The 17,021-nt window shown below is 69.6% G+C and carries 15 protein-coding genes; 7 read left to right on the top strand and 8 right to left on the bottom strand.

Annotated elements, in window-relative coordinates:
- Positions 1 to 55: 55 nt before the first annotated feature.
- Together LDO26_RS13910 and LDO26_RS13905 are read left to right on the top strand one after the other, a co-directional pair.
- Complete coding sequence (locus LDO26_RS13910; protein ID WP_232131700.1) at positions 56 to 1,636, top strand: AbgT family transporter; 1,581 nt, start codon at positions 56 to 58, stop codon at positions 1,634 to 1,636.
- 134 nt (positions 1,637 to 1,770) lie between these two features.
- Positions 1,771 to 3,354, top strand: a complete 1,584-nt coding sequence (locus tag LDO26_RS13905) for a peptide MFS transporter (protein ID WP_232131699.1) — start codon at positions 1,771 to 1,773, stop codon at positions 3,352 to 3,354.
- Between the two features lie 123 nt (positions 3,355 to 3,477).
- On the opposite strand, the gene LDO26_RS13900 is transcribed toward LDO26_RS13905, so the two are convergent.
- On the bottom strand, positions 3,478 to 3,975 hold the full coding sequence (locus tag LDO26_RS13900; protein WP_232131698.1) for a MarR family winged helix-turn-helix transcriptional regulator: 498 nt from the start codon (positions 3,973 to 3,975) through the stop codon (positions 3,478 to 3,480).
- 141 nt (positions 3,976 to 4,116) lie between these two features.
- Here LDO26_RS13900 and hppD point away from each other — a divergent pair, with 141 nt between their 5' ends.
- The 4 genes from hppD to LDO26_RS13880 all read left to right on the top strand — a co-directional run bounded on the left by hppD (position 4,117) and on the right by LDO26_RS13880 (position 8,565).
- On the top strand, positions 4,117 to 5,187 hold the full coding sequence (gene hppD, locus LDO26_RS13895; RefSeq protein ID WP_435594097.1) for a 4-hydroxyphenylpyruvate dioxygenase: 1,071 nt from the start codon (positions 4,117 to 4,119) through the stop codon (positions 5,185 to 5,187).
- A gap of 235 nt (positions 5,188 to 5,422) precedes the next feature.
- Positions 5,423 to 6,742, top strand: coding sequence for a homogentisate 1,2-dioxygenase (hmgA, locus tag LDO26_RS13890; RefSeq protein WP_232131776.1), 1,320 nt, complete (start codon positions 5,423 to 5,425; stop codon positions 6,740 to 6,742).
- A gap of 92 nt (positions 6,743 to 6,834) precedes the next feature.
- Positions 6,835 to 7,491, top strand: a complete 657-nt coding sequence (locus tag LDO26_RS13885) for a lectin (RefSeq protein ID WP_232131696.1) — start codon at positions 6,835 to 6,837, stop codon at positions 7,489 to 7,491.
- Positions 7,492 to 7,614: 123 nt separating this feature from the next.
- On the top strand, positions 7,615 to 8,565 hold the full coding sequence (locus LDO26_RS13880; protein WP_232131695.1) for a sodium:calcium antiporter: 951 nt from the start codon (positions 7,615 to 7,617) through the stop codon (positions 8,563 to 8,565).
- 274 nt (positions 8,566 to 8,839) lie between these two features.
- Here the strand turns inward: LDO26_RS13880 and LDO26_RS13875 are convergent, their stop codons facing one another.
- From LDO26_RS13875 to LDO26_RS13845, 7 genes are all read right to left on the bottom strand, one after another.
- Positions 8,840 to 9,217, bottom strand: coding sequence for a Na+/H+ antiporter subunit G (locus LDO26_RS13875; RefSeq protein WP_232131694.1), 378 nt, complete (start codon positions 9,215 to 9,217; stop codon positions 8,840 to 8,842).
- Positions 9,214 to 9,498, bottom strand: coding sequence for a K+/H+ antiporter subunit F (locus LDO26_RS13870; RefSeq protein ID WP_232131693.1), 285 nt, complete (start codon positions 9,496 to 9,498; stop codon positions 9,214 to 9,216). Before LDO26_RS13870 ends, LDO26_RS13875 begins: the two co-directional genes overlap by 4 nt.
- On the bottom strand, positions 9,495 to 9,983 hold the full coding sequence (locus LDO26_RS13865) for a Na+/H+ antiporter subunit E (protein WP_232131692.1): 489 nt from the start codon (positions 9,981 to 9,983) through the stop codon (positions 9,495 to 9,497). Before LDO26_RS13865 ends, LDO26_RS13870 begins: the two co-directional genes overlap by 4 nt.
- Positions 9,980 to 11,509, bottom strand: coding sequence for a monovalent cation/H+ antiporter subunit D (locus LDO26_RS13860; protein ID WP_232131691.1), 1,530 nt, complete (start codon positions 11,507 to 11,509; stop codon positions 9,980 to 9,982). The genes LDO26_RS13865 and LDO26_RS13860 overlap by 4 nt, the downstream gene beginning before the upstream one ends.
- Positions 11,506 to 11,880, bottom strand: a complete 375-nt coding sequence (locus LDO26_RS13855) for a Na+/H+ antiporter subunit C (protein WP_232131690.1) — start codon at positions 11,878 to 11,880, stop codon at positions 11,506 to 11,508. The genes LDO26_RS13860 and LDO26_RS13855 overlap by 4 nt, the downstream gene beginning before the upstream one ends.
- Positions 11,880 to 14,654, bottom strand: coding sequence for a monovalent cation/H+ antiporter subunit A (locus tag LDO26_RS13850; protein WP_232131689.1), 2,775 nt, complete (start codon positions 14,652 to 14,654; stop codon positions 11,880 to 11,882). Before LDO26_RS13850 ends, LDO26_RS13855 begins: the two co-directional genes overlap by 1 nt.
- A 204-nt stretch (positions 14,655 to 14,858) precedes the next feature.
- Complete coding sequence (locus tag LDO26_RS13845; RefSeq protein ID WP_232131688.1) at positions 14,859 to 15,773, bottom strand: universal stress protein; 915 nt, start codon at positions 15,771 to 15,773, stop codon at positions 14,859 to 14,861.
- Positions 15,774 to 15,976: 203 nt separating this feature from the next.
- On the opposite strand from LDO26_RS13845, the gene LDO26_RS13840 reads away from it, so the two are divergent.
- The gene (locus LDO26_RS13840; RefSeq protein WP_232131687.1) at positions 15,977 to 16,846 is read left to right on the top strand and encodes an NAD-dependent epimerase/dehydratase family protein; all 870 of its coding nucleotides are present in this window, start codon (positions 15,977 to 15,979) and stop codon (positions 16,844 to 16,846) included.
- Positions 16,847 to 17,021 lie beyond the last annotated feature (175 nt).

Here is a 17,021-nt window from a genome sequence, read left to right as displayed (position 1 = left end):
GCTTCCGGCAGGCTGCTAGGATGCCGGGTCGCACGTCTGCAGGGGACCCCACCGCATGAACCAGCCAAGTCCCGACGCCACCGCCCCGCGCGGCTGGGTCGCCCGTTTCCTCGATACCGTCGAACGCGTCGGCAACAAGCTGCCGGACCCGGCGATGCTGTTCCTGCTGCTGATGCTGGCGGTGTGGGCGCTGTCGTGGGCGCTGTCGGGCGTGGATTTCGCCGCGATCGATCCGCGCAGCGGCACCCCGATCCAGATCGTCAACCAGCTCTCGGGCGAATCGCTGACCGCGTTCATGGCCAACATGGTGCGGGTGTTCCTCGGCTTCGCGCCGCTGGGCGTGGTGCTGGTCGCGATGCTGGGCCTGGGCGTGGCCGAGCACACGGGCTTCATCAACGCCGCGCTGCGCCGGGTGCTGTCGGTGACCCCGAAGGCGCTGCTGACGCCGGCGCTGGTCGCGGTCGCGGTGCTGAGCCACGTCGCCGTCGACGCCGGCTACGTGCTGGTGATCCCGCTGGGCGGGGTGATCTTCTACGCGGCCGGCCGGCACCCGCTGGCGGGCATCGCCGCGGCGTTCTGCGGCGTGTCGGGCGGGTTCTCGGCGACGCTGTTCGTGCCCTCGTCACTGGATCCGCTGCTGGCCGGGTTCACCCAGGAGGCCGGGCGCATCCTCGACCCGGCGCTGGTGGTCAACCCGCTGAACAACTGGGTCTTCACCACTGCGTCGAGTTTCCTGATCATCGCCATCGGCTGGTTCGTCACCGACCGCATCGTCGAGCCGCGGCTCAAGCGCACCGTCGTCGACGGCGACCCGGCCAACCTGCCGAAGATGGACGAGCTCAGCGCCGCCGAGCGCCGCGGCCTGTCGTGGGCGGTGGTCGCGATGCTGGTCGCCGCCGCGCTGTTCGCGCTGAGCCTGGTCCCCGAGACCTCGCCGTGGCGCGCGCCGGCCGACGCGGTACCCGACGGCAGCCACCCGCTGCTGGTCGCCGCCGCGCCGGTGATGCAGTCGATCGTGGCGCTGATCTTCGTGCTGTTCCTGATTCCCGGCACCGTCTACGGCTACGTCGCCGGCACCGTGAAATCGCACCGGGACATCATCGCGGCGATGACGAAATCGATGAGCGGCATGGGCTACTACATCGTCATCGCGTTCTTCATCGCCCAGTTCCTCGCCGGCTTCAACGGCTCGGGCCTGGGCACGCTGATGGCGGTGGAGGGCGCGGATTTCCTGCAGGCGCTGGGCCTGCCGATGTGGCTGACGATCATCGGCCTGATCATCATGACCGGCATCGTCAACCTGTTCATCGGCTCGGCCTCGGCCAAGTGGGCGCTGCTGGCGCCGATCATGGTGCCGCTGATGATGCAGCTCGGCGTGTCGCCGGACCTGACCCAGGCGGCCTACCGCGTCGGCGATTCGATGACCACGATCCTGACCCCGCTGATGCCTTACTTCCCGCTGATCGTGGTGTTCTGCCAGCGCTACGTCACCGCGGCCGGCATCGGCACGCTGGTGTCGATCATGATCCCGTACTCGATCGCCCTGTCGATCCTGTGGACGCTGTTCCTGCTCGCGTTCTGGGGCTTCGGGATCCCGCTGGGCATCGGCGCGAGCTACGTCTATCCGGCTGGCTGAATGCGCGCGATCACGATCCGGTCGGCGCGCCGCGGTGGCGCCTGTCACTTTCCATGTGGGCCGTGCGCCGCTAAGTTAACGCGTCGCCCGGGGCTTGGCCCGCGGCATCGCCCCCTGCCAGGAGTAGACCTCACGTGTCATTGAATCCTTACGCCGCCGAGGAGAAGAAGACCATCCTCGGGCATCCGCGCGGCCTGTTCGTGCTGTTCTTCGCCGAGATGTGGGAGCGCTTCTCCTACTACGGCATGCGCGCGCTGCTGATCTTCTATCTCGTGCAGCACTGGATGTTCTCCGACCAGCAGGCGTCGGTGATCTACGGCGCCTACACCGCGCTGGTGTACATCGCGCCGGTGGTCGGTGGCTACCTTGCGGACCGTTATCTGGGGCAGCGCAAGGCGGTGCTGTTCGGCGCGGTGCTGCTGACCTTCGGCCACTTCCTGATGGCGTTCGAGGGCGACGGCGGCCAGAGCGCGGCCGAGATCAACATCTTCTGGCTGGCGCTGGCGTTCATCATCGTCGGCTCGGGTTTCCTGAAGGCCAACATCTCGGTGATGGTGGGCCAGCTGTACCCGCGCACCGACATCCGCCGCGATCCCGCGTACACGATCTTCTACATGGGCATCAACCTCGGCGCCGCGCTGGGCTCGCTGATCGCCGGTTACCTGGGCCAGACCTACGGCTGGGCGTACGGCTTCGGTGCGGCGGGCGTGGGCATGCTGCTGGGCCTGGTGGTGTTCGTGCTCGGCAAGCCGCTGCTGATGGGCCGCGGCGAGCCGCGCGATCCGGTGCGTCTGACCCAGCCGGTCATGGGCGTGCGCTTCGAATGGCTGCTGTACGTGCTGGGCGTGCTCGCCGTCGGCGTGGTCTGGTTCCTGATCCAGCACCAGAAGATGGTCGGCTACCTGCTGGGCATTTCCGGGGCCGCACTGATCGCCTACGTCCTGTTCACCGCCGTGTTCAAGCTGGCGCGCGAGGAGCGCGACCGGATCATCGCGGCGCTGATCCTGATCGTCGGTTCGATCCTGTTCTGGTCGCTGTTCGAGCAGGCCGGCGCCTCGCTGAACCTGTTCACCGACCGCTCGGTCGACCGCCAGGTCTTCGGCTGGGAAGTCCCGGCCTCGATGTTCCAGTCGCTGAATTCGATCTACATCATCCTGCTCGCACCGCTGTTCGCGATGCTGTGGCTATGGCTGGCCAAGCGTGGCTGGGAACCCTCGACGCCGACCAAGTTCGGCCTGGCGGTGGTGCAGGTCGGCCTCGGCTTCCTGGTGCTGGTCGCCGGTACGGCCGCCGCTGGCGCCGGCAACCTGACGCCGATGCTGTTCATCTTCCTGATCTATCTGCTGCACACCACCGGCGAGCTGTGCCTGTCGCCGGTCGGCCTGTCGGCCATGAACCGGCTCACCCCGGCGCACATGGCCAGCCTGATCATGGGCACGTGGTTCTTCGCCTCGGCCACCGGCAACTTCGCCGCGGGTCTGATCTCGGCCGCGACCGGTGGCGAAGGCGGCGGCGTCGAGCGGGTGATGTCGGTCTACTCGAACGTCGGCTGGCTGGCGGTCGGTGTCGGCGTGCTGATGATCATCGTCGCGCCGCTGATCCGTCGCCTGATGCATCTGGACACGCTGAAGGACGACGAGCCCTCGCTCGCCGGCCAGAACGAGATCGGCGAACCGGCGGCAGCGGGCACGCGTCTGGACAACGAGCGCCGTCCGTAACCGGCGGCGAAGCCTGCAGTGAAAAACAGCGCCGGAAGGCGCTGTTTTTCTTTTCTCGCCGATTGCCAGGGACCCGCGATCCGGGTCGGGCCATGCCTCGACCGGGTCAGCGCGGCCGATGCGTCAGTCTTGCAACGGCGATTCCAGCTTGGCCAGCAGCCGGTCGAGCAGCTGGCGCTCGTCGGCGTCCAGTGCGGCCAGCACGTCGCGCTCGTAGTCCAGCGCCAGCGGCACGACGACGTCGTAGACCGCGTAGCCGGCCTCGCTGAGCTCCAGTACCGAGCGGCGACGGTCGGCGTCGTGCATCTCGCGGGTCAGCAGGCCGCGTTCGAGCAGGCGCGCGACCGCGCGGCTGACCGCGACCTTGTCCATCGCCGTGCGCTCGGCAACGCCATTCGCCGACAGCCCCGCGTAGCGGCCGAGCACGGCGATCACCCGCCACTCGGTGATGCCGATGTCGAAACGCACGGAATACAGCTCGGCCAGGCCACCGCTGATGCGGTTGGTCAGCACGCTGAGGCGGTAGGGCAGGAACCGTTCGAGATCCAGCAAGGCGTGGCTGTGCCCCTCGTGCGCGGCGGCAGGCGGCGGAGCGGGGCTGGTCGAGGCTTGCTGGGTCATGGTGCACTGCGCCTTGCAAGTGGTTGCAATTGAAACTACAAAGTAGCATCCGAAGCCACGCCGCGGCGCGGCCCCACCGCGATGGAGTATCCCATGAGCGCTCAAGCACACAAGACCGGCCAGCAGGCACCCAATCTGGGCATGCAGGTCACCACGTTCGAGAACCCGATGGGCATCGACGGCTTCGAGTTCGTCGAGTTCGCCGCACCCGATGGACAGGCGCGGATGCTGCACGACTATTTCCGCAGCATGGGCTTCGCCGCGGTGCTGCGCCACAGGTCGCGGCCGATCACCGTCTACCGCCAGGGCGGCGTCAACTTCCTGGTCAACGAGACGCCGGATTCGTTCGCGGCGGACTTCGCCCGCGCGCATGGCCCTTCGGCCTGCGGGTTCGCGATCCGCTTCCGCAAACCGGCCGGCGAGGTGTATGCAGCGGTGCTGGGCAATGGTGGCGAGGCGATTGCCGACAAGGAGGCCAGCAAGGCCGTCGATGCGCCGGTGGTCAAGGGCATCGGCGACTGCATGCTGTACCTGGTCGACCGTTACGGCGACAACGGCTCGATCTATGGCGACGACTATGCGCCGATCGAGGGCGCCGACCAGGACCCGGCCGGATTCGGCCTGACCTTCATCGACCACCTCACCCACAACCTGTACCTGGGCAACATGCAGAAGTGGTCGGACTACTACGAGCGGCTGTTCAACTTCCGCGAGATCCGCTACTTCGACATCAAGGGCGCCAAGACCGGCCTCAAGTCCAAGGCCATGACCGCGCCGGACGGCGTGGTGCGCATCCCGCTCAACGAGTCCAGCGATCCCAAGTCGCAGATCAACGAATACCTCGACGCCTACAAGGGCGAGGGCATCCAGCACATCGCCTGCTTCACCGACGACATCTACACGACGGTCGAGCGCATGCGCGAGGCCGGAATCGAGTTCCTGGACACGCCCGAGACCTATTTCGAGGTCATCGACCAGCGCATTCCCGACCACGGCGAGGACGTGCCGCGGCTGGCGAAGAACAGGATCCTCATCGACGCCGATCCCGAGACCAAGTCCCGCAAGCTGCTGCAGATATTCACCCAGAACGCGATCGGCCCGATCTTCTTCGAGATCATCCAGCGCAAGGGCAACGAGGGCTTCGGCGAAGGCAACTTCCAGGCGCTGTTCGAGAGCATCGAGCGCGACCAGATGAAGCGCGGGGTGCTGTAAGGCTGTTTTCGGCCGCGGATCGGCGCGGATGACGCGGATCAGGAGCGGAACAGTGATCGTCATTCCCGCATTCGCGGGAATGACGGGAAGGGAAGCGATGCATCGCGACCTGCGGATGCAGAGAAGCGACCTCTTTGCTTCCGCCCCTGATCCGCGTCATCCGCGCCGATCCACGGCAAAAATTCTTTACTTGGGTGAACCGATGAACGCATCGACCGACGACAATGTGATCGCCATGCCGCAGCGCGATGCGCAGGGCAGCCGCAGCGCGGACTACATGTCCGGATTCGGCAACGAGTTCGCGACCGAGGCCGAGCCGGGCACGCTGCCGGTCGGGCAGAACTCGCCGCAGCAGGTCGCCCACGGCCTGTACGCCGAGCAGCTGTCGGGCACCGCGTTCACCGCGCCGCGCGGCGAGAACCGGCGCAGCTGGCTGTACCGGATCCGCCCGGCGGTGATGCACGGGACCTTCGTGCCGTTCGAGCAGCCACGCTTCCATGACGGCTTCGACCGCGGCCCGGTGCCGCCCGACCAGCTGCGCTGGAGCCCGATGCCGGTGCCGGAGACGCCGGTCGATTTCATCGACGGCCTGTTCTCCGTCGCCGGCACCGGCGGCGCCGGCGCGCACGAGGGCGTGGGCATCCACGTCTATGCCGCCAACGCGTCGATGACCGACCGCTTCTTCTACACCGCCGACGGCGAGCTGCTGCTGGTGCCGCAACAGGGTCGGCTGGTGCTGGCGACCGAACTGGGGGTGCTGGAGGTCGCGCCGCAGGAGATCGCGGTGATCCCGCGCGGCATCCGTTTCCGGGTCGAGTTGCCCGACGGTCCCAGCCGCGGCTACGTCTGCGAGAACCAGGGCCGCGCGCTGCGCCTGCCCGACCTCGGCCCCATCGGCGCCAACGGGCTGGCGAACCCGCGCGATTTCCTGACCCCCGTCGCGCACTACGAGGACATCGACGGCGACTTCTCGCTGATCGCCAAGTTCCAGGGCCACCTGTGGCAGGCGCCGATCGACCATTCGCCGCTCGACGTGGTGGCCTGGCACGGCAACTACGCGCCGTACAAGTACGACCTGCGCCGGTTCAACACGATCGGCTCGATCAGCTTCGACCATCCCGATCCGAGCATCTTCACCGTGCTGACCTCGCCCAGCGACACGCCGGGCTCGGCCAACATGGATTTCGCGATCTTCCCGCCGCGCTGGCTCGTCGCCCAGCACACGTTCCGGCCGCCGTGGTTCCACCGCAACGTCGCCAGCGAGTTCATGGGACTGGTGCACGGCCAGTACGACGCCAAGGCCGACGGCTTCGCGCCGGGCGCATGTTCGCTGCACAACTGCATGAGCGGGCATGGTCCCGACGCCGCGACGTTCGACAAGGCCAGCGCTGCCGACCTGTCGAAGCCGGACGTGATCGCCGACACGATGGCCTTCATGTTCGAGACCCGGGCGGTGATCCGGCCGACCCGGCAGGCGCTCGACGCCCCGCACCGGCAGGTCGACTACCAGGCGGTCTGGCAGGGGCTGCAGCACCGGTTCGTGCCGCCGCGCTAGGGCCCCGCAGGCGGGGCCCGCCGATCCTGCGCGACATCCCATTCACGCGCGTTCGACGAGGCTGCGGGGCCATCCGTCGCGGAGGCCGCCCCATGAAGCCGTCGATTCCCTGCATCGCCCTGCTTGTGCTGTCGCTGTCCGCCTGCGGCGAGCGCGCATCCGATCCCGTCGACCCGGTGCCCGGCCCCGCCGCCGATGGCACCGCGCTGCACGACGACCCGGCCGCGCCGCCGCCGCTCGACCAGCCGGACGTCGCCGTGCCGCCCGCGAACGCGCCGGGCACCAACATCCCGCAGGTGGTCGACGGGGTGATCACGTTCGAAGGCTTCGGCCCGGCCGGGTTCGGCGCGGATGCCGAGCAGGTGCGCATGGCCTGGGGCAACGACCTCGGCGATGCGCAGCCAAGCGAGCCGGGCGGCTGCTATTACCTGATCCCGCAGCCACTCGGCAGCGCCGGCTACCGGATCGCGTTCATGGTCGAGGGCGACCGGTTCTCGCGCATCGACGTGCGCAACAACGGCTACACCGCGCCGGGTGGCGGCAAGGTCGGCATGGATCGTGCGGACATCGATCGGCTGTATGCCGGTCGCGTCGAGGCGTCCCCGCACAAGTACGTCGACGGGGCGCAGTACCTGCGCGTGCGCGACGGCGGGGCGGCGCTGGTGTTCGAGACCGACGCCGATGGCAAGGTCACCGAATGGCGCATCGGCGTGCCGCCGCAGGTCGACTACGTCGAAGGTTGCAGCTGACCCGCCGCGCAGCGGCGCACGGATACGCCTGAGGCACCCCCCAGGCGATGCCGTCGCCGCAACTGGCCGGCGACATGCCTAGAATCGGCTGTTCGGCCCGCGTCCGGGCCCGGGAGACACGACATGCTGGTATCGACGGGCCTGGTGCTGCTGGGCGTGCTGCTGCTCGCGCTCGGCGGCGATTCGCTGCTCAAGGGCGCATCGGGGCTGGCCCAGCGGCTGGGCATGCCGCCGTTCGTCGCCGGCCTGCTGCTGGTCGCGTTCGGTACGTCGCTGCCGGAGTTCGCGGTCAACGTCCGCGCGTTCGCCGTCGGCCAGCCGCATCTGGCGCTGGGCAACGCGGTCGGCAGCAACCTGGTCAACCTGGGTCTGACCCTCGGCGTCGCCGCGCTGGCCGCGCCGTTGCTGCTGCGCATGCGCCTGCTCGGCCCGATGCTGACGGTGCTGGCGCTGGCGACGCTGGCGCTGCTGTTCTTCGGCCGCGACGGCACGCTGGGGCGCGGCGAGGGCGCGGTGCTGCTGCTCGCGGCGCTGGCGCTCGTCGCCCTGCTGCTGGTGTGGGGCCGGCGCGAGTCGCCGGAGGTGCGCGAGTCGCTGGCCGCGTTCGCCGTCAGCCGGCCCATGCTCGGCCTGAATCTCGTGCGCATCGCGATCGCCGCCGCGCTGCTGTTCTACGGTGCCAAGTACACCGTGCAGGGTGCGCTGGGCCTCGGCGTGGCCTGGGAGCTGTCGCCGCTGCTGATCGGCCTGCTGCCGGTCGCCATCGCCACCGCGTTGCCGGAAGTGGTGGTCGCGGTGCTGGCGGCGCGCCGTGGCCAGGGCGATGTCGTCGCCGGCCACGTGCTCGGCTCGAGCGTGTTCAACCTGCTGGTGATCGTCGGCGGCATGGCCGTGGTCGCGCCGCTGTCGCTGCCGGCCTCGTTCTCGCTGCTGGAGCTGCCGGCGACGCTGGCCTTCGTACTGGTGCTGGTGCCGATGCTGCGCGGCGACCTGCGGATCAGCCGCGCCGAAGGCGGCGTGCTGGTGGCCGCGTTCGCGGTCTGGGTGGCGCTGGAACTGGCGTTGATGCGCTAGTGTCGCGTCACGCATCAGATGCCGGTCTGCACTTGCCCTCGGCGCGCAACCTGCGACATCTGATGCGTGACGCGACACCAGGGCGTGCGATGCGACCGGCAAGGTCGATTGACGGGACGGCGTAGGTCGGCGCCACGCCGCCGACGCGAGCGTTCCCGGAGCGCCCTGGGTAGGGCGGATCTCGATCCGCCACGTGCATCTTCGGTGACCGCAGGCCGGCGGGTCGAGACCCACCCTACGCGACCGGAGCGCGCTTGCGGGACATGCTCTGCCGTCAGCGGCGCTCTTCCGGCGCGGGATCGTCGCGGTCGATCACCGGCGCATCGGCGTCCGGGGTCTTGTCCGGGTGCGGCGGGCGGTCGTCCATCAGCGACAGCGCGGCGCGCGACATCAGGTGCGCGCTGATCGGCGCGGTCAGGAACAGGAACACGGTGATCAGCAGTTCGCGCGGATGCACGCCGCTGCCGGTCACGGCGTGGTAGAGGATCGAGGCGATCAGGATGCAGCCCACGCCCAGCGTGCTGGCCTTGGCCGGGCCGTGCACGCGGCGGAAGAAGTCCGACAGCTTCACCAGCGCGAACGCGCCCAGCAGGATGAAGAAGCAGCCGACCACCAGCAGTACGGCGATGACGATGTCGAAGACGATGCTCATTCGACGATGTCCCGGCGGATCACGTACTTGCTCAGCACCACGGTACCAACGAAGCCGAGCATGGCGATGATCAGCGCCGCCTCGAAGTAGATCTCGGTGCCCAGCAGCATGCCGAACAGGATCAGCTGGGCGATGGAGCTGACGTAGAGCGTGTCCAGCGCCAGGATGCGGTCGGGGGCGGTGGGGCCGCGCAGCAGCCGCCACGTCGACATCAGCATGGCCAGGCCGACCAGGTGCATGCCGGCGACGATGGCGATCTCGATCATGGTGTGGTCGGTCATGGGAATACCTCGCGCAGCGGTGCCTCGTAGCGGTTCTTGATCTCGGCGATCAACGCCTGCGGATCGTCGGTGCTGAGGCAGTGGATCAACAGGTGCTTGCGGTCCTCGGACAGTTCGGCCGAGACCGTGCCCGGGGTCAGCGTGATCACGCTGGTCAGCGCCGAGATGCCGTGGATGTTGGTCAGGTCCAGCGGCACCCAGACGAACTGCGACTTGAGCTTCGACTGCGGGCCGAGCACCTGCCTGGCGACCGTGATGTTGGCGACGAGGATGTCCCACAGCAGGCGCCCGCCCAGCGGGATCAGCTTGCCGACCTTGTCGAGGCGGGCGAACTCGCGCTCCAGTCGCGCGGCCAGCAGCGGCATCAGGAACGCCAGCAGCAGCGCCATGACGATGTTGCCGGGGCCGTAGTCCTCGGCCATCAGCAGCCAGAAGAGGAAGACCGTCAGGCTCTGCGGCAGCGAGGGCAGGAACCGGCGCCTCATGGCGAAGGCTCCCGGATCAGCGGCGTGGTCTCGCGCAGGGTCTGGATGTAGTCGCCGGTCGACAGCAGCTGTTCGGCAGTCGCATTGGTGTAGCGCAGCACCGGGCCGGCGAAGATCGTCATCGCGATACCGTAGCCCAGCAGCAGCAGCGTGGCGACGATCTCCATGCGCCGCAGCGGCGGCGCCTCCACGCCCTCGGGCACCGGGTCGACGCGCCAGAACAGCCGCGTGCCGCTGCGCGACAGGCCGATCAGCGCCATCAGGCTGCTGCCCAGGATCGCCGCCCAGACCCAGCCGATGACGTCTTCGGGCACGGAATTGAGCAACTGCAGCTTGCCGATGAATCCCGACAGCGGCGGCAGGCCGGTCACCGAGATCGCGGCCACCAGGAACAGCAGCGCCGGCACGGTCTTGCCCGGCATCGACGCGATCGGCATCAGGTAGTCGCCGGTGCTGCCGCGGTGGCGCTGGATGATGTCGGCCAGCAGGAACAGCGCCGCGGTGACGAACACGCTGTGCGGCAGGTAGTACAGGCCCGCGGAGATGCCACCGGCGTTGCCCAGCGAGAACGCGACGAACAGCATGCCCGCCGACAGCAGCACCAGGTAGGCGACCGCGATGCGCAGCCTGGGCGCGCCGAGCACGCCGAGCGCGGCCAGCACCATCGTCGCCGCGCCGGCCGGCAGCAGCCAGTCCCAGGCCAGGTTCGCCAGCGGCCCGGCATCGGCGCCGAACAGCAGAGTGAACACCCGCAGCACCGCGTACAGGCCGACCTTGGTCATGATGGTGAACAGCGCCGCGACCGCGGCCGGCGCGCGCGCGTAGGCTTCCGGCAACCACAGGTACAGCGGCAGCAGCGCGGCCTTGGCGCAGAACACCAGCAGCAGCAGGCCGGCGCCGGCGCGCACCAGCGCGACCTGTTCGGGCGGCGTCTGCGCGATCCGCGCGGCCATGTCGGCCATGTTCAGCGAGCCGACCATGCCGTACAGCAGGCCCAGCGCCAGCAGGAACACCGTCGAGGCGACGATGTTGAACACCACGTAGTGCATGCCGGCCTTGATGCGCGGGCCGCGGCCGCCGCTGAGCAGCAGGCCGTAGGAGGCGATCAGCATGACCTCGAAGAACACGAACAGGTTGAACAGGTCGCCGGTCAGGAACGCGCCGTTGAGGCCGGCCAGCTGCACCTGGAACAGCGCATGGAAATGCAGCGCGCGCTTGTCCCAGCCGGCGCAGGCGTACAGCAGGCAGGGGATCGCCAGCAGCACCGTGGTCATCACCATCATCGCCGACAGCCGGTCGACCATCAGTGCGATGCCCAGCTTCGCCAGCCAGTCGCCAAGCAGGTAGACGACGATGCCGTCGCGCTCGACCTGCAGCAGCAGCGCGATGCTGGCGACCAGCAGTGCGGCCATGCCGACCCAGGCCCACAGCCGCAGGATCGATGCGCGGTGCCGGCGTTCGAGCAACAGCAGCAGCGCGCCGGTGACCAGCGGGATCAGGATCGGCGCCATCGCAAGATGGTTCATCGGCCGTCCCCGCGCGGATCGCCGCGCTGGTTGTCCGGCTCCTGGCCGTCGACGTGGTCGGTGTGCAGGTCGGCATGCTCGCGCATGGCGATGACCACGGTCACCGCGGTCATCGCGAATGCGATGACGATTGCGGTCAGTACCAGCGCCTGCGGCAGCGGATCGGTGTAGTTGGCCAGCGTCTGCGCCAGCCCGTCCTTGAGCACCGGCGGCTTGCCGACGACCGGGCGGCCGGACGAGAAGATCAGCAGGTTGGTCGCGTACGAGAGCAGGGTCAGGCCGAGGATCACGTCGAAGGTGCGCGCGCGCAGCAGCAGGTACACGCCCGAGGCGGTCAGCACGCCGATGGCGCTGGCGATCGCGAATTCCATCAGCGCACCCCCTCGTCGACCTGGCGCTGGCGCACCGTGCCCATCGTCGACAGCATCAGCAGGGTGCCGGCGAACACGACCACGTACACGCCGGTGTCGAACACCAGCGCGCTCGCCAGCGGCAGCACGCCGACCACCGGCAGGTCCAGGTCCAGGTGGCCGCTGGTCAGGAACGGCAGGCCGAACCACCACGAGCCCACGCCGCCGAGCACCGCCAGCAGCAGGCCGATCGCGATGCCGCGCAGGTAGTCGAAACCGAACGTCGCCTCGACCGCACGCGCGCCCTGCAGCACGTACTTGACCAGCACCGGCACCGCGAACACCAGGCCGGCGATGAAGCCGCCGCCGGGCGCGTTGTGGCCGCGCAGGAACAGGTAGATCGACACCGTCAGCGCCAGCGGGAACAGCAGCTGGGTCAGGTCGGCCGCGATCGGCAGCTGCACCGGCGGGCCGGGCAGCACCTCGTCCGGTTGCAGCCGCGCCCACTTCAGCAGCGCGTGCACGACCAGCGCCGCGGTGCCGAACACGGTGATCTCGCCGAAGGTATCGAAGCCGCGGAAGTCGACCAGGATCACGTTGACGACGTTGCGGCCGTAGGCCTCGGGCAGCGAGCGCACCAGCATCTCGCCGGACATGGTGTCGGCCGGGGTCATCATCATCGCGTAGGCCAGGCAGGCCAGGCCGCCGCCGGCGGCCAGCGACAGGCCCACGTCGCGGATCTTGCGCGTCCGCCCGCGGGTGGAGCGGGACTGCTTGGGCAGGTAGTTCAGGGCCATCATCATCAGCGCGATCGTCACCATCTCGACCAGGATCTGGGTCAGCGCGAGGTCCGGCGCCGACAGGTAGACGAACATCAGGCTCATGGTCAGGCCGACCGCGCCGATGACGATCAGCGCGGTCAGGCGCTTGCCGTGCACGATCACCGTGCCGACCGATGCGGCGACCAGCAGCAGCCACAGCATCCAGCCGATCAGCGACATCGGCTGCGGGCCCGGCGCCTCGGCCAGGTCCTGCATGAAGTTGCCCAGCATCGGCCAGCCCGCCAGCAGCAGCGCCACGATCAGCAGCCAGAACAGGCTGCGCTGCAGGCTGCCGTTGGCGACGCGCTCGTTGAAGCGGCGGGCCAGCGAGAACAGCCGCTCGACGTTGACCTGGAACACCTTGCGGCCCTGCGAATGGGTCACGATCGCATGGAAATCCAGCAGCCGGCGCAGGCCGAAGTACAGGGCGATGCCCAGCACGACGCTGGCCACGCTCATCAGCAGCGGCAGGTTGACGCCATGCCAGACCGCGAGGCTGAAGTCGGGGGTGAAGCCGAGTGTGCCGGCCGCGGCCAGCCGCAGCGTCGGTTCGATGGTCCAGCCCGGTGCGATGCCGACCACCAGGCACAGGATCGCCAGCACGCCGACCGGGATGCGCATCCAGCGCGGCGGCTCGTGCGGCACCACGTCGATCGCGCGCGGGCCGTTGCCGAAGAACGTGTCGTGGACGAAGCGCAGGCTGTAGGCGATGCCGAACACGCCGGCCAGCAGCGCCGCGCCGCTGATCGCCAGCCGCATCGTGCCGTGGCCGCCGATCTCCAGCGCCTCGGCGAAGAACATCTCCTTCGACAGGAAGCCGTTGAGCAGCGGGATCCCGGCCATCGCCAGCGAGGCGATGATCGCCAGCGCGCTGGTGTAGGGCATGTAGCGGCGCAGGTTGCCGAGCCGGCGCATGTCGCGGGTGCCGGTCTCGTGGTCGATGATGCCCGCGGCCATGAACAGCGAGGCCTTGAAGGTCGCGTGGTTCATGATGTGGAACAGCGCGGCGACCACTGCCATGTCGGTCGACAGCCCGAACAGCAGCGTGATCAGGCCCAGGTGGGAGATCGTCGAGTACGCCAGCAGGCCCTTGATGTCGTGCTGGAAGATCGCGTTCCACGCGCCCAGCAGCAGGGTGATCGCGCCGACGCTGCTGACGATGTAGAAGAACAGGTCGGTGCCCGCCAGCACCGGATGCAGCCGCGCCAGCAGGAACACGCCGGCCTTGACCATCGTCGCCGAGTGCAGGTACGCCGATACCGGCGTCGGTGCGGCCATCGCGTGCGGCAGCCAGAAATGGAACGGGAACTGCGCGCTCTTGGTGAACACGCCGACCAGGATCAGGATCAGCGCCGCCGGGTACAGGTGGCTGGCGCGGATCGCGTCGCCGGCGGCCAGCACCACGTCCAGGTCGTAGCTGCCGACGATGCGGCCGATCAGCAGCACGCCGCCGAGCAGCGCCAGTCCGCCCATGCCGGTGATCGTCAGCGCCATGCGTGCGCCCTGGCGCGCGTCCTGGCGCTGCGACCAGAAGCCGATCAGCAGGAACGAGGTGATCGAGGTCAGCTCCCAGAACACCGCCAGCAGCAGCAGGTTGCCGGCCGTGACCATGCCCAGCATCGCGCCCATGAACAGCAGCAGGTAGGTGAAGAAGCGCGGCGCGCTGTCCTTCTGCGACAGGTAGTAGTGCGCGTACAGCACCACCAGCCCGCCGATGCCCAGGATCAGCGCGGAGAACACCCAGGCCAGCCCGTCCATGCGCAGGCTGAAATCCAGGCCGGCTTCGGGAATCCACGCGTGGACGACCTTCGGTACCGCGCCGCCGTAGACCTCGAACCCCAGCATCGCCAGGAGTACCAGCCCCGCCAGCGGCACGCAGCCGGCCAGCCAGGCGGTGGTGCGGCGGGAGACGCCACGCGACAGCGCGACGACCAGTGCCAGCACGAAAGGCAGGGCCAGGAGAAGTTCGAGCATCGGGTTCCTTGTGGAGGAGGGTCGGCGGGCGCCGGCGGTCACGCAAGGCCGGACAGTCTAACCGATGAATGTGACTGCGGGGTCGCACGTCCGCGGTGTCCGCGCATGCGCCACGGTGCGTGCCGCATGCATGCGCGTCGCGCTGCGCGGGGCGTGTGTCCGGTCGACGTATCCGCGGGCCGCGAGGCCGCGGCGGGGATGCCGTCAGCGCGGTGGCGTGCGCACGACCAGGGTGTCGACGCGCACGCTCTCGAGCACGCGCTGGGCCTGGCTGCCGAGCAGGATTTCCGACAGCGCGCTGCGACCGCGGCTGCCGAGCACCACGAGGTCGGCGCGGTCGTTGTCGACCAGGGCCTGCAGCAGGCGCGCCGGCTCGACCGGCTCGACCACGACCTCCAGCCGCTCGCGCACCTGCGCCGGCAGCGCCAGGCCGTCGAGCTGGGCGGCGGCCTCGTCCTGCACCTGGTTGCGCAGCGCAGTGGCCGCGTCGGTGCGCGCCTGGGCGTCGTCGATCATGCCCGCCCGTCCCGGCGCGGTCCCGTGGACCAGGACGAAGCTGGCAGCATCGCCGAACAGCGTCGCCGCCGTTTCCAGCGCCTGTCCCGCGGCAGGCGAGAAATCGCTGGCGACCGCGACGTCCTGGTAGGGCGCGTGCGCCGGATCGTGCACCACCAGCACCGGCACGCTGGCATGCCGCGCCAGCCAGCCGATGGTCGAGCCCAGCACCAGCGGCTGGAACGCGCCGGCGCGCGCCACGCCGGTGACGATCAGCCCGGCGCCCGCGGCCTGCGCCGCGGCCTCGATCGCGGGACCGACCTTGCCGCTGGTGACCTGCACCTCGAACGGGACCCCGGCCGACTCCAGGTCGCGCTGCAGCCAGCGCTCGGCCTGGCGCGCGGCGCCATCGCGACGTGCCCAGGCGGGGGCCTCGAGCAGTTCCTCGACGATGGTCAGCTCCCGCTCCGAGGGCGCCACCGTCAGTACCAGCAGCCGCGCCTGCCATTGCCGCGCCAGCAGCACCGCGCGGTCGCGCGCGCGGTCGCAGCGCGCGCTCAGGTCGGTGGCCAGCAGGATGGTCTTTGGCAGCGCCGGCGCGGCGCGATCGGGACGGGACGACATGGGCGAAGGCCTCGCGAAGGCGGCATGCGATGTGCGGAAGGCCGAGTCTACCTGCCCCTCATCGCGTTCGCAGGCCGGCAAGGCCGGTACGCGGCGCCGCGTCGATGCCCGTATCCTTGCGCGATGTCCGCATCCACGCCGCGTTTCCCGATCGATCGCACTGCGCCGGCGCGCCGTGCCGACGCCGGTGCGCGCCGCGCGGCATGAGCGATGCCCGTCGCGCACTGGTGTTCGGCGGCAGCGGCGCGATCGGCGCCGCGCTGCTGCCGCGGCTGCGCGCCGCGGGCTGGCAGGTCGATGCGCTGAGCCGCGACACGCGGCCCGCGCAGCCTGGCCTGCGCTGGCTGCGCGGCGAGTTCGCGACGCTGCCGGACCTGCCCGCGCGCGCGGATGCGATCTTCAGCTGCGGCCCGCTGGACCTGTTCTCGCACTGGTACGCGGACGCGACGATCGACTGCCCGCGCGTGGTCGCATTCGGTTCGACCAGCGACGCCACCAAGCGCGCCGCCGACGACCCGGGCGAGCGCGAACTTGCCGCGCGCCTGGCCGCCTCGTCGGCGCGCGTGCTGCAGGCGGCCGCCGCGCGCGGCACGCGCGCCACGCTGCTGCGGCCGACGCTGGTCTACGGCAGCGGCCGTGACCGGAACCTCAGTCGGATCGCGGCGCTGGCGCGGGGCAGCGGCTGGTTCGTGCTGCCATCGGATGCGCGCGGGCTGCGCCAGCCGGTGCATGTCGACGACCTGGCCGACGCGGCGCTGGCGGTGGTCGATGTCGAGGCCGCCGCCGGGCGCGATTTCGCCCTGCCCGGCGGCGAGACGTTGCCCTACCGCGACATGGTCGCACGCACCCTGGCGACGTTGGAGCCGGCGCCGCGGCTGCTGTTGCTGCCGTCGCCGCTGTTCGCGGCCGCATTGTTCGCGGCGCGTCTTGCCGGCCGTCTGCAGGGCCTGCCGCCGGGTGCGGTCGCGCGGATGCGCGCCGACCTGGTGTTCGATGCGACGCCGGCACGCGTGGCCTTCGGCTACGCGCCACGTGCGTTCGCACCCGACGCATCGATGTTCCGCCAGGATTAGATGTCGTCTCCCGCAACGCGGGAGACACCTTGGCCCCTCTCCCGTATACGGGTGTATGGACCGGACACATGGTGGACACCTGTTCGGAGACATGGTGGACAGGTCATGCGAGCGAACGGCCCGCGTTCACCGTCCGGGTCGTGCTGTCGATCCGGGCGATCCGATACGTGCTCCA

Origin of the sequence: Proluteimonas luteida (assembly GCF_021191695.1) — a bacterium.
In the GTDB taxonomy this organism is placed as follows: domain Bacteria; phylum Pseudomonadota; class Gammaproteobacteria; order Xanthomonadales; family Xanthomonadaceae; genus Luteimonas; species Luteimonas luteida.
The sequence above is the reverse complement of the archived record's forward strand: the minus strand, read 5'-3'. Positions and strand labels throughout refer to the sequence as shown.